Origin of the sequence: Corynebacterium sp. HMSC071F07 (assembly GCF_001810285.1) — a bacterium.
Lineage (GTDB): Bacteria > Actinomycetota > Actinomycetes > Mycobacteriales > Mycobacteriaceae > Corynebacterium > Corynebacterium simulans.
In genome coordinates, this window is sequence record NZ_KV800675.1 from 39,125 (window position 1) to 52,103 (window position 12,979).

9 protein-coding genes and 1 tRNA gene are annotated in these 12,979 nt (G+C 61.3%); 3 read left to right on the forward strand and 7 right to left on the reverse strand.

Annotated elements, in window-relative coordinates:
- The 3 genes from selB to HMPREF2724_RS00370 all read right to left on the reverse strand — a co-directional run.
- Nucleotides 1-1,632, reverse strand: a 1,632-nt coding sequence (gene selB / locus HMPREF2724_RS00360) for a selenocysteine-specific translation elongation factor (RefSeq protein WP_070586681.1), incomplete at its 3' end; no start/stop codon positions are given.
- A 3-nt stretch (nucleotides 1,633-1,635) separates the two neighbouring features.
- Nucleotides 1,636-2,997, reverse strand: coding sequence for an L-seryl-tRNA(Sec) selenium transferase (selA, locus tag HMPREF2724_RS00365; protein ID WP_070456231.1), 1,362 nt, complete (start codon nucleotides 2,995-2,997; stop codon nucleotides 1,636-1,638).
- A gap of 46 nt (nucleotides 2,998-3,043) precedes the next feature.
- Nucleotides 3,044-3,138: transfer RNA gene (locus HMPREF2724_RS00370), tRNA-Sec, on the reverse strand.
- Nucleotides 3,139-3,256: 118 nt separating this feature from the next.
- On the opposite strand from HMPREF2724_RS00370, the gene selD reads away from it, so the two are divergent.
- Complete coding sequence (selD, locus tag HMPREF2724_RS00375; RefSeq protein ID WP_070456233.1) at nucleotides 3,257-4,246, forward strand: selenide, water dikinase SelD; 990 nt, start codon at nucleotides 3,257-3,259, stop codon at nucleotides 4,244-4,246.
- Here the strand turns inward: selD and nrfD are convergent.
- From nrfD to fdnG, 3 genes are read right to left on the reverse strand one after another with little or no spacing between them, the layout of a single operon-like run.
- On the reverse strand, nucleotides 4,243-5,361 hold the full coding sequence (nrfD, locus tag HMPREF2724_RS00380; RefSeq protein WP_070586682.1) for an NrfD/PsrC family molybdoenzyme membrane anchor subunit: 1,119 nt from the start codon (nucleotides 5,359-5,361) through the stop codon (nucleotides 4,243-4,245). The genes selD and nrfD overlap by 4 nt on opposite strands.
- Entirely contained in the window at nucleotides 5,358-6,416 is a 1,059-nt protein-coding gene (locus HMPREF2724_RS00385) for a 4Fe-4S dicluster domain-containing protein (RefSeq protein ID WP_061921695.1), read from the reverse strand. Before HMPREF2724_RS00385 ends, nrfD begins: the two co-directional genes overlap by 4 nt.
- Before the next feature lie 13 nt (nucleotides 6,417-6,429).
- Nucleotides 6,430-9,717, reverse strand: a complete 3,288-nt coding sequence (gene fdnG / locus HMPREF2724_RS00390; protein WP_246818173.1) for a formate dehydrogenase-N subunit alpha — start codon at nucleotides 9,715-9,717, stop codon at nucleotides 6,430-6,432.
- 104 nt (nucleotides 9,718-9,821) lie between these two features.
- On the opposite strand from fdnG, the gene HMPREF2724_RS00400 reads away from it, so the two are divergent.
- Nucleotides 9,822-10,895: a lipoate-protein ligase small subunit gene (locus HMPREF2724_RS00400; RefSeq protein WP_061921685.1), complete on the forward strand. Its 1,074-nt coding sequence runs from the start codon at nucleotides 9,822-9,824 to the stop codon at nucleotides 10,893-10,895.
- Nucleotides 10,896-10,968: 73 nt separating this feature from the next.
- Here the strand turns inward: HMPREF2724_RS00400 and HMPREF2724_RS00405 are convergent, their stop codons facing one another.
- A complete protein-coding gene (locus HMPREF2724_RS00405) occupies nucleotides 10,969-11,184 on the reverse strand; it encodes a helix-turn-helix domain-containing protein (RefSeq protein ID WP_061921683.1) in 216 nt (71 codons plus the stop codon).
- 377 nt (nucleotides 11,185-11,561) lie between these two features.
- Between HMPREF2724_RS00405 and HMPREF2724_RS00415 the strand changes: the two genes are divergently transcribed.
- Nucleotides 11,562-12,929, forward strand: coding sequence for a dicarboxylate/amino acid:cation symporter (locus HMPREF2724_RS00415; RefSeq protein ID WP_061921680.1), 1,368 nt, complete (start codon nucleotides 11,562-11,564; stop codon nucleotides 12,927-12,929).
- The last annotated feature ends 50 nt before the right edge of the window (nucleotides 12,930-12,979 follow it).

Consider the following 12,979-nt stretch of genomic DNA (forward strand, 5'->3'; position numbering starts at 1 on the left):
TCTCGCCTCCGCGACTGCCGCGGGCAGCAACACCACGCCGTCTTTTAGGCGCAGCAGTCTCCCGGCGCGCTCAGCTGCGGCAAGCTCCTTGTTTCCCAGACCAAGCTCGCGTAGGTCCGCGGCCTCCGGCGCGGCGAAGGGCTCTCTCTTTAGCCGGCGCTCCAGCTCGGCAACGCCCGCTTCTGCCTCGCCCAAGTTAACCGCAGCGCCGGGCAGCCGAATAACGCCTTCGGCGGACTCCAGCTTCGCCGCGGCAACAGCTAGGTTGAGCAGGCTATCTTCTTCGACACCCAATACATCGCGGGCGGCACCGCGCGGCAGGCCGACAGACAGCGGCTTGGCCGCCATGTGTTCCTGTACGGCATCATTAAGCGCCTGCTTCCACTGTCCCACCTGGCGGGCGGTGATCCACCACTTGTTAAAGGCAATCACCCCGGCAGGCGGCGCGGAGGTCTCATAGCCATCCTGTTCTAACTCGCTGAGCAACACGTAACCGCGGCGGCGCAGGCTCTGCGCCGGATTGCGGTAGTCTTCCAGCTGCGCGAGTTCTTCCGCGCGGCGGGCTGCAGCTCCCCGCCGGCGCAGCGCGGGCGGGACGAGGTCAACAATTTCCACGCCGGCCAACACGTGGCGAGCGCCGGGCCCGCGCAGCACAAAGCGATCCCCCAGCTGAAGAGCCAATGGGGCACTGAGTCGAATGCGCGCGAAGTCGCCGCTGAGAGGTCGCACGCGTGCTGCCACGCCCGCCGTGCCGGTATGGGCGATGAGCTCCTGGACCACGTCACTTAGGCTTTCGCCAGAGACCCGGCGCACGTCGAATTCTTGTGTGACCCGCCACGTGCTTGGGCTGAGCAGGCTATCGCCGCGGCTAATCGCCTCTGCCTCCACGCCGCGCAGGTTTACCGCAACGCGGGTGACTGGCTGGGCTGAGACAACCGCCGTATTTTCACTGTGCAGGCCGCGTACCTCGACTGGGACCAGCTCCCCGCCGCTGAGCAGCTCAAGTCGATCGCCCACGGCAATGCTGCCTGCCCCAAGTGTTCCGGTGACCACGGTGCCCGCACCCTTCACGCTGAAGGAGCGATCTACCCACAGGCGAACGCGCCGCACGGCATCTGGAGCAGGCGCGGCAGCCAGCACGGTGTCGAGCTCAGCGCGCAGCTTCTCGATGCCCTCCCCGGTCTTAGCGGAGACCTCGATGATGGCGGCGTCGGCAAGCGCGGTGGCCGCGAGCTGCCTGCCTACCTCCGCGCGCACCTCCTGACGACGCTGATCATCCGCACGGTCAGCGCGGGTCAGCGCCACGACGCCGTGACTAATTCCCAGCGCGGCGATGGCATCGCGGTGATCGGTGGACTGAGCCTGCCAGCCTTCATCGGCGGCGACGACGAAAAGCACCACCGGCGCAGGCCCCAGGCCAGCCAGCATATTGCCCAAGAATCGCTCATGGCCTGGGACATCAACAAAGGCAACATCGGCGCCCGAGGGCAGGTGCGTCCACACGAAGCCCAAGTCGATGGTGAGCCCGCGGCGCTTTTCCTCTTCCCAGCGATCCGGGTCCATACCTGTAAGCGCCCGCGCAAGCGTGGACTTTCCATGGTCCACGTGGCCGGCGGTGGCGACGACGTACATCTTTTACTCCTCAGGCTGTAGCTCTTGGGCTTTGCGGATGGCCGCGATAAGCGCGGCGTCGTGGGAGGCAGGGATGCAGCGGACATCGATAAGACACTGCCCCTGGTGTACGCGCGGCAGCACGGCCGACTGCCCTACGCGCAGAAGAGCGGCGAGTTCTTCCGGCAAAGCCACGGCAAAGCCTTCGAGCGGGTACTCAGGTGCCCCACCACCGCCAACACGTCCGGCGTGTGCAACCACCTCGCCGCCTACCGCCTGCGCCACCTCTTCGGTGCGGCGGCGGTACTTGGCGGAATCAATATGCAGGGCCTCCTCGACTGCATTCGCCGGCGCATTCAGCGCTGCTTCCAGGGCGTTTAGCCGCAGCTTATCGATGCGCACCGCACGCGCGAGCGGGTGCTTTTTCAACAAAGCAATAGCCTTCTTGGTGCCCAAGATGATGCCGGCCTGCGGCCCGCCGAGCAGCTTGTCACCAGAGGCGATGACCACGTCCGCGCCGGCATCCAGCTGCTCGCTGAGGCTCGGCTCCTCGGGCAGGGTCGGGTCCGGCACCAGCAGCCCGGAGCCCAGATCGACGATGAGGCTGACCTGCCCCGCGCCCTCTCCACGAGACTTATTGTGCTTCTGCAGCGCCCCACGCAGCTGCGGCACATCCACGGCGGTGGTAAAGCCCTCGATGCGAAAGTTGGAAGGATGTACCTTGAGCACCGCACCGGTGTTGTTACCTAGCGCAGCCTCGTAGTCAGCGAGGTGGGTGCGGTTGGTGGCGCCAATCTCTTTGAGTACCGTGCCGGAGGATTCGATGAGTTCCGGCAGCCTAAATCCGGCGCCGATCTCGATGAGTTCGCCGCGGGAGATGATGACTTCCTTTCCGGGGGCAAGAGCGGCGGTGGCCAGCAACAACGCTGCAGCTCCGTTGTTGACCACGAGCGCATCTTCCGCGCCCAGGCAGGCTGCGAGCAGCGCATTGATGGCGCCGCGGCCGCGGTCCTTAGAACGCACGCCGGCCGGAAGATCGAGCTCGACGTCGGTGTAGGCGGCGGCATCGGCAAGCGCAGCGATGGCAACCTCCGGAAGCGGCGCGCGGCCCAAGTTCGTGTGCACGATAACCCCGGTGGCGTTGAGCACCGGGCGCAGGCTATACGGGCTTGCGTTGTTTAGAGCATCCCGGACCTTGGCGGTGACATCCGCTGGCGCGATGGCTCCCCTTTGCGCCTGCTTGACGACGCCCCGGATAACAGCCCGCACTGCATGTTCCGCGAGCTTCTCGCGCGCAGCTTGGGCCTCCGGCAGCGCCAAAAGTTGGTCGGTACGGGGGATGTTGCGGCGCTCGTCCTGCCGCTGCGAATCGCTCTTGCTTGTCACAAACGTTCCTTGGGTTGCGGGGAGATGCCACGGGTGCCAGATACGCTGGCGGAGACGGACAGGAATCGAACCTGCCAGACCGAGCTACTCGGCCTCACCGGTTTTGAAGACCGGGGCGCCCACCAGGACACGTACGCCTCCATCGCACGAGTTTACACTTAGGCCAATTCAGCCAACACCCTGCCCAGCACCGCGCCCGCGCTCATCCGCAAAAGCACTATTGTCCCAGCGTGTTGCCAGCGGTTGTACACTCGGGATAATGAACGACATTTTGTTGACATCTTTTGCAGCAGGCGGCGGATGCGCCTGCAAAATCCCGCCGGGCGAGTTGGAATCGGCCGTCGAAGGCCTCGTGGGCAAGGCCGATCCGAACGTCTTGGTGGGCCTCGATGACGGCGACGATGCCGCGGCTGTCAAGATTCAAGATGGCCTAGCGGTAATTTCCACCGCGGACTTTTTCACCCCGATGCTCAACGACCCTTATGACTGGGGCCGAGTGGCGGCAGCGAACGCGCTTTCTGACGTCTACGCCATGGGTGGCACCCCAGTCACCGCCATCAACCTGGTGGGTTGGCCGCGTGAGGTACTCCCCCTCGACGTTCTGCGCGAGGTCTTGCACGGCGGAATGGATATCGCGACGCAAGCTGGCATCTCCGTGACCGGTGGCCACTCAATTACCTCGCCAGAGCCAATCTACGGCATGGCGGCCACGGGCATCGTGGCGCCGGAGAAGCTGATGCGCAACGACACTGCGGAAGCGGGCCTTCCCATCACGCTGACCAAACCCATCGGCGTGGGCATCTTGAACAACAAGCACAAGGCCACTGGTGAGGTTTCCAAAGCGGCCGTGGACTCAATGACCACGCTCAACCGCGAGGCCTCCCGTGCAGCAGTTGAGGCTGGCATTTCTGCAGCTACCGACGTCACCGGCTTCGGCTTGTTGGGCCACCTCTACAAGATGATGCGCGCCTCCGGCATCGCCGCTGAGCTCGACGCCAGCGCGGTTCCGGCCGTAGAAGGCGCCAAGGAAGCTCTTGCTGAGGGCTTTATTCCAGGCGGCTCCCGCCGCAACCTGGATTGGGTACGCCCGCACATCGACAATGCCGCGGAGCTTAGCGAAGAAGAGCTCGTCTTCTTAGCCGACGCCCAGACCTCCGGCGGCCTGCTGCTCATCGGCGAAGTACCGGGCTCCCCAGTCATAGGCCGCACCGTCGCGCACGACGGCGGGCCTTTTATTCGGCTTGCTTAATCTACTGAAGTAATCACCGAATGACGCAGCCCTTCCTGCGCGCGGGCACGTTCCGCCCGGCGTTTTTGGGGCGCGATGGTCGTGGCCGGGTCCTTGACCGCTTCGATGCCGCCGTTAAGCACACCGAAGCGGGTGCAGGCGGAACCAGCCATGAGCGAGAGGCCGGAGACCACCGAAAGCGCACGTGACTTGGTGGCCGCGGCCAGTGCGGTGCCCATACCACCGGCGGCGATGAGGTACTCGCTGGCCTTCATCAACTTGCCTGGGGTGCCGTTGTGCAAAGGTGCGACGGTCTCAGGCTCCATGTTTTCCTCCATGACCTCGGTCATGACCAGGTCGCTGGCAGCGGCAGCCATGCCCAGAGCGCGGGCCGGGCCGGCGCTTTCGACCGGAGTAAAGACCATGGCGCAGCCGGAGGCAGCGGCAGAGGCCGAGGAAACGAACACATAAGGCAGATGCTGCTTGGCGTCGTTCCACGTCGGGTTCGAGGTATTGCCCAAAAGCACCGCGGTATATCCCGCCAGCGGCCCACCCAAGATGCCCGCCGCCACGCCGACCGGACCGGTAGCGGCACCAAGAGCCTTGCGCACGAACTTTGGCACAGGCAGCTTCTGCTTGGTCAGCTTGTCCGCCTCATGCAAAGCCGGCAAGGAGGAGGCCGTGGCAAAGGTGCCCAGAATCCACGAGCCCACGCTCATCGGGGAGGTCACCTTGAACACACGAAACATGTTCAGCAGGCGCTCAGGGCGGCCGAGGTCCAAGACCAGGAACACGGAGCCGCCCGCGGCAGCGCCAAAGGCCGCCAGGCGGGTGCTGCGCGCCAAGGCTTCATTCTTGGTGGCCTGCGCGCCAGCCGCCAGCAGTGCGGAGCCGCCAGAGACGCCGCCCAAGAACAGGTAAGCGCCAATCGGCCACTCCCATGGCGGAGCCTTGACCACGGGCTTGCCGTAGTAGGAGGAGAACTCGAAGTCCTCCGCCATGCGCTCTTCCTTGGAACCGTCCTGCGCCCCGGCGCCAGGACGCTTACGCTTCTTCTTTGGCTTGATGCCGTCGAACTTGCGGTAGCGGTTAGCGCGCGCTGGTTGCGGCGGGCGGTACTCGTCGAATTCACTCACTTGCGGCCTCCCATCACGAATGCGCCAGCGACGGCCAAGGCCATGCCGCCGATAGCTTTAGCTGCGGTCTTGTACATCTGCGGCAGGTCCGCAGTGGGCACGCGTGGGTCTGGCGGCAGGCCATAGACCTCCGGGGAATCCAGCAACAGGAAGATGGACCCAGTTCCGCCGACGCCGTCCTCGCGGTTGGCGCCGTACAGGCGTGCCTCGGTCAGGCCCTGCTCGTGCAGAGCTTTGACGCGCGCCTCGGCTGCGGCCAGCATCTCCTCATACGGGCCGAACTGAATGGAGTCAGTCGGACATGTCTTGGCGCAGGCTGGCTGCTCGCCGATCTTAAGGCGGTCGTAACACATGGTGCACTTCTGAGCGACGCCGAGATTCTTAATCGGCATTTTCTCACCCGGCGTGTGGTCCTCGCCCTGTGGTTTCAGCTGCGCCAGCTTCTTGAACACATTAATGCCAGCGTGGTCATCGGGCTGAAAATCGACGGTAGCCGTCTTATCAGTCTTCAGCGTCACACCGCCGTCATCGCGGCGCTCAATGACGCCGAACGGACAGCCGGCAACGCAAGTACCGCAACCGTTACACACGTCATCCTGCACAACCACCGTGCCGAACTCGGAGCGGAAGAGCGCGCCCGTTGGGCACACGTCCAAGCAGCCCGCGTTGGTGCAGTGCTTGCACACGTCAGAGGACATGAGCCAACGGAAGTCACCGGTGTCCGGCGGCGTGGTATCGACCTTTTCTAGCTGCGACCCGAAACCGGGCATGCCGAGGGAGACCAACTGACGGCCTTCCTCACGTGCCTGCTCGATGCGCTCTTGACCTTGTTCGATGAAGGCCACGTGGCGCCAGGTATTAGCGCCCAATGAGCCGGTGTTGTCGTAAGAGTCACCGGTTACCGCATATCCCTCAACCGGGTTGCGGTTCCATTCCTTACAGGCCACCTCGCAGGCTTTGCAGCCAATACAGATCGAGGTGTCCGTAAAGAAGGCCATGCGGTTATAGGACTCGTAGCCGTGCTGATCGGCTTTTTCAGTAAGCAAATTAGCCATGAGCTCTACTCACCTACCCTTCTTTGCCTTCGTAGTCGGCTACGTTGCCGGCGGTGTCATCAGCGCCGGTGTTTTCGTCCTTGGAATTAGCACCCTTGTCTTCGGGATTCAGCGTGAAAGCATCGTCGACGTCGACAAGCTGGTTACCGGACTCCAGGTCAAGGTGAGCCTTGTCCTGGTACTCCTTGAGCAACTCGATGCGGGCATGTCCGCGTGGACGACGGCCCGGGCGGATATCGCAGGCACCAATCTTGGAGTTCTGAATCCACACGTTCGGCTCAAGCGTGAGACCGAGCAGGTCATTCGCGCCGTCGCCAGCCACGTCCGTGGTTTCAGACTCGCCGTAGTGATACGGCAAACCGATCTGGTGGAAATCCTCGCCGTTAATCGTCAGCTTCTGCACGCGGCCGGTGACCAAGACCTGCGCCTCGATCACGCCACGCGGTGAAACGATGGTTGCCCATTCGCCATTTTCCAGCCCGCGCAGTTCTGCAAGCTCCTTCGAGACCTCACAGAACAGGCCCGGCTGCAGCTCCGCCAGGTAAGGCAGGCGGCGCGACATCGCACCCGAGGTATACATCTCGGTCAGGCGGTAGGTGGAGAACACGAACGGAAAGACCTCGGCTCCTGGCTCGCCCGGTTCTGGGCGCGACAGGTTATCTGGACGCTTAATGGTAAGACGCGTCGGCGATTGCTGCTGCTTGTAGAGCAGGTTGTGCGCTGGGGACTCATGCGGCTCATAGTGCGTTGGCAGCGGGCCATCCGATAGTCCCTTCGGCGCGAAGAGCCAGCCGACGCCGTCCGCCTGCATGATGAATGGATCGTCACCGTCGAGCGCGGCAGGGCCGACGGCGTCGATAGGCGCACGGTAATCCGGCGCCTTGTTGACTGGGAAGTCTGGGACGTCGTCGCCAACCCATGCCTCCTTGGCAGCATCCCACCAGATGTACTTCTTGCGCTCAGACCATGGTTTTCCGTCTGGGCGTGCGGAAGCACGGTTATAGAGGATGCGGCGGTTTGCAGGCCAGACCCAGCCCCACTCGAGGGCGACCTCGTTTTGTTCAGATCCCGGTACCTTCTTGGCGGCATGGTTGATGCCGTCCTTGAACACGCCTGTGTAAATCCAGCAGCCGCCGGAGGTGGAGCCGTCGTTCTTCATCTCCACGAAGGTCGGCAGTAGCTCGCCCTTCTTAGGACCATCGAGGTAGTAGCCGTTGATCTCCTTGAGGATCTCCTGGGAGTCTGGCTCACCTTCCTCGTTTTCGGTGTAATCCCAGGTGATCTTCTGAACCGGAAGATCGCGCGGATCGGTGGAGTCGGCCAAGCGCTCCTTGATCTTCTTACCCAGCTGGTAGAAGAACCACAGGTCACTGGTGGCCTCACCCGGCGGGGTGACCGCCTGGAAACGCCACTGCAGCATGCGCTGGGTCTGGGTGAAGGTGCCGGCCTTTTCCACGTGGGTAGCTGCCGGCATGAGGAAGACCTCGGTACCGATTTCCTCGGTCTTCAATTCACCGTTTTTAATCTCCGGCGAGTCCTTCCAGAAGCTGGCGGTCTCAATTTCTTGGAAGTCACGAACGACCAGCCACTTCAGCGCAGCCAGACCACGGCGCTGCATACCGCCGTTGGACTGTGCCACCGCTGGGTTTTGACCGAAGACGATGTAGCCCTCAACCTCATGCTCGAGCATGGCCATCAAGGTCTCATACGTCGAGTGCGCACCAGAAATGCGCGGCATGAGGTTATAACCCCACTCGTTTTCCGCCGTAGCGGCATCGCCCCAATAAGACTTCATGAGCGATACGGCATAGTTTTCGCCGATCTGCCAGAAGCCCTTCTGATCTTCCTTGCGGAAGGTATTGACGTAATCCTTCCAGCTCTGCAGGTTAACGTGGGGCATCGGCAGGTAGCCCGGCAGCGAGTTAAACAGCGTCGGGATATCCGTGGAGCCCTGGATGGAAGCGTGGCCACGCAGCGCCATGATGCCGGAGCCTGGGCGGCCGACGTTGCCCATCAGCAGCTGCAAGATAGCAGCGGTACGGATGAACTGAGCGCCCAGCGTGTGCTGGGTAAAGCCCAAGGCATAGGCAAAGCAGGTGGTGCGATCCGGCTTGGAGTTATCCGCGATGGAATTAGCCAGATAGAAGAAGTCCTCCTGCGAGATACCGCAGGTCTCCTCCACCATCTCCGGGGTGTAACGGGAGTAGTGACGCTTTAAAATCTGGAACACCGAATTCGGGTGCTGCAGAGTCTCGTCCTTCTCCACGTTCCACGAGGAGCCTTCCGGCTTGCGCACGTACTGCCACGAGTCGGTAACGTACTTGCCCGTTTCTGGGTCATAGCCAGAGAAAAGACCATCCAAGTCCTCGGTGTCCTGGTAATCAGGCGAAATGATCGAGGAAGCGTTGGTGTACGAGACCACGTAGTCGTGAAAATAAAGCTCGTTGTCGAGCATGTACTTGATGATGGCGCCAAGCAGCACCACGTCAGTACCACCGCGAATGCCGATGTGGCGGTTCGCGAAAGCCGAAGTACGGGTATAGCGCGGATCCACGTGGATGATGCGCGCGCCGCGCTTCTTGGCCTCAACTACCCACTGGAAGCCCACTGGGTGGCATTCAGCCATGTTAGAACCCTCAATGACAATGCAGTCCGCATTTGCCATATCCTGCAGCGGTTGGGTTGCGCCGCCGCGGCCAAACGAAGTTCCCAAACTGGGAACGGTGGCAGAGTGTCAAATACGAGCCTGATTTTCGACCTGAATCGCGCCGGTGGCGGTAAACAGCTTCTTAATCAGGTAGTTCTCTTCGTTGTCCAAGGTTGCACCGCCCAGACCGGCGATACCCATGGTGCGGTTGAGAGTGCGGCCTTCATCGTCAACGTCTTGCCAATGGGCCTTGCGGGATGCGATATAGCGATCCGCAATCATGTCCATGGCGGTTTCGGTATCCAGGTACTCCCACTCGGTGGAGTAAGGCGCACGGTACTTGATCTTGGTCAGACGCGAAGCAGAGTTAATAAGCTGCTCAGAGGCAGAGCCCTTCGGGCAAAGGCGACCGCGCGAGATCGGAGAATCTGGATCGCCTTCAACCTGAATGACTCTGTTGTCCTTGACATAAACGCGCTGCGCACAGCCCACCGCACAATAAGGACAGACAGACTGCACGACGCGGTCCGCTTCAACGGTCCGTCCGTGGAGCTCTTTGCTCTTCTTCGACTGGGTGCTGAGATCCCTGCCGAAGGCGTCTTTAGAACGCACCTGGCGCACAACGGGCCAGTTGAGAGGACTAAATTTCGACATACAGTCAAAAGTAGTGTGACCCATTGCCTAAATCTAGAAAGGCGTGCCTAACTTAGGGCCTTCAGTTCTGGAACAATCGGCCGCCCTACAGCGTTGACCAAGGTATGGCTAACCCAACGCATTTCGAACTCAAAGTCCCAGGCGGCAAGCTCCTTGTCGTAGACATCGAGGTCACCGACGGAACTATCTCCTCCGCGCAGGTCTCGGGCGATTTCTTCCTTGAGCCGGAAGAGGCCTTCGAGGCTCTCGGCCCTACGCTGGAGGGCTCCAAGGTTTCTGATTCCACGCAAGAGATCACCGCGCGGCTCGATGCCGCCCTCGCCAAGATTGAGGCGGAGCACCCTGTGGCCCTCCACGGCTTTTCCACGCACGACTTGGCCGTAGCTGTTAAGCGTGCGCTCTCAGGCGGCACCGACTTCACGGACCACCAATGGGAGATCCTCCAGCCGGGAGTGCTGCCTACCCCAGTGAACGTGGCGCTCGACGAGGTCATCCTCAACGAGGTGGCTGAGGGCAAACGTGGTCCGACGCTGCGTTTCTGGGAGTGGGACGACAAAGCGGTCGTGTTCGGCTCCTACCAGTCCTATGCCAACGAGTTGGACCAAGCAGGCGTCGACAAGCACGGCATCACTCCGGTGCGTCGCATGTCGGGCGGCGGCGCAATGTTCATGGAAGGCGGCAACTGCATTACCTATTCCATCTATGCGCCTGAGTCCCTGGTTGCCGGGTACTCCTACGAGGCTTCCTATGCCTATTTGGACCAGTGGGTGTTGGCCGCGCTAGCTAAGCACGGCGTCAATGCCTGGTACGTTCCCATCAACGACATCACCTCCGACGGCGGAAAGATCGGCGGTGCCGCACAGAAACGCCGCGCGGGCGCCGTTCTTCACCACACCACGATGAGCTACGACATCGATGCAGACAAGATGATGGAAGTCCTGCGCATCGGCAAGGTGAAGGTCTCCTCGAAGGGACTTTCCTCCGCCAAAAAGCGCGTGGACCCGCTGCGCCGCCAGACTGGCGTAAAGCGCGAAGAGATCATCGAAACGATGGCCCGTGAGTTCGCCACTCGCTACGGCGCCAAGGACGCCGTGCTTTCCGACGCGACCCTTGCCGAGGCCGAGCGCCTCGTTTCCGAGAAGTACTCCACCGAGGAGTGGACGAAGCGAATTCCGTAATTCTTTCGCGGCTCTTCTCAGAGTTCAAAAGCAGCCCGGCGAAATCGCAGTTCCCGCTCAGCGGCATTAGCCGTCATGCGGTCACAACCTCAACACGCAGCCCCACTGCGCTGAGCAGTTCTAAAACGGTGGAAAAGCTCGCTTTTCCGGTCCCCAGCTCCACATCTCGGACCGTTCTGTCGCTCACTCCCACCAACTCGCCCAATTCTTCCTGAGTCAATTGATACGCCTTTCGGCTTTCCCGCAGTGCGGTCCCGAGTTCAGTCAACCAGCCATCGATGCGATTCATGCCGGAAATATCCTTCCTTTTTACGCTTTTCAAACTCTAAAATAGCCTCAAAATCACAAAACAGGAAGTATTTTTCCGATTTATCCATTTCCCCTGACATCCTCCTCACCCCGGCAAGTTTCCGGAAGGATATTTCCCCTTCAAACAACCCGCACCACCACACGGGCTCGAAGGTCGACGTAGCGCCCCTTGCATCCCCGGGCACCCCAACCATGAGCCCGATCTCACAATAGTTGCACGGGAATTTATAAACGTCGTACAGTGTTGATGTCATTAGTGAACCGATCAGTCCATAATCGATGGACTAGACAGTTCAAATACATACAAAGTTGTCTACAACGCCAAACTCTCACAAGTTCGAAGTAAAAGGAATTTTCGTGTCTCAACCACAAACGCAATCACGGAAACTGCCCAGCTGGGTAACCGGCTTCGGCGCCCAGGTCATTGCAGGCCTCATCATCGGCCTGATCCTGGGATTTATCGCTTCCAAAATGGACGCTGGCCTGCCTGCCGACGATGAAAAGGGCTCCTGGCTCACCCAGACCCTCACCGGCGTGGGCAGCGCTTATGTCCAGCTACTCAAGGTGATGGTGCCGCCGCTCATCTTCGCGGCCGTTGTTACCTCCGTGGCAAACCTCCGCAAGGTTGCCAACGCCGCATCGCTCGCGATTTCCACCTTGGTGTGGTTCGCAATTACCGCCTTCTTCTCCGTCATCAGCGGCATCGTCGTTGCCCTCGTGCTGCGCCCTGGCGTTGGTACCACTGTCGATGCAGCGAGCGCAGCGGAGCCATCCCACGTCGGTTCGTGGACGGCCTTCCTGCAGCAGCTCATCCCCTCGAACTTCATCGGTATGAAGGCTTCCTTCGACGAGGGCGAGGTTTCCCTAGGCTTCGGTGCCCTTCAGCTACTGGTTATCTCCCTGGCGCTGGGCATTGCCGCCGTGAAGGCCGGCAAGGCAGCCGACCCATTCCTGCGCTTTACCGAGTCCTTCCTCAAGGTCATCCAGGTTGTCTTGTGGTGGATCATCCGCCTGGCGCCGGTTGGCACCGCAGCCCTCATCGGTAAGGCAGTGGCCACCTACGGCTGGGACGCACTGGGTTCCCTGGGCAAGTTCGTGCTCGCGATGTACGTGGGCTTGGCAATCGTCATCGGCGTGGTTTACCCGGCAGTTCTTGCCTTCAACAAGATTCCGGTCGTGGGCTTTTACAAGCGCGTATGGCCCGTCTTCTCCCTGGGCTTTGTTACCCGCTCCTCCATGGGCGTTATGCCGGTTACGGAGCGTTACACCGAGCAGGCAATGGGTGTGCCGAGCGAGTACGCTTCCTTCGCCATCCCGCTGGGTGCTACCACCAAGATGGACGGCTGCGCTTCGGTCTACCCTGCTATCGCCGCCATCTTCATCGCTCAGTTCTACAACATTGACCTGACGTTGACGCAGTACCTTCTCATTATCTTCGTCTCCGTCATCGGTTCTGCCGCAACCGCGGGCACCACCGGTGCAACCGTCATGTTGACCCTGACCCTGTCCACCCTGGGCCTGCCTTTGGCCGGTGTTGGCCTGCTGCTGGCCATCGAGCCGATCATCGATATGGGTCGTACCGCCGTGAACGTTACCGGCCAGGCACTGTGCGCCACGATCGTCGCCAAGCGCGCCGGTATCCAGAACCAAGAGGTGTGGGACGCAGCCGAGCACGGCGTATCCGGCTTGATGGAGTCCGAAGAGCGCGAGTCCGTCGACGCCTAATAAACTTAGGCATTAACGCAGGGAGGCGCCTCACTGAGTGGGGTTCCTTC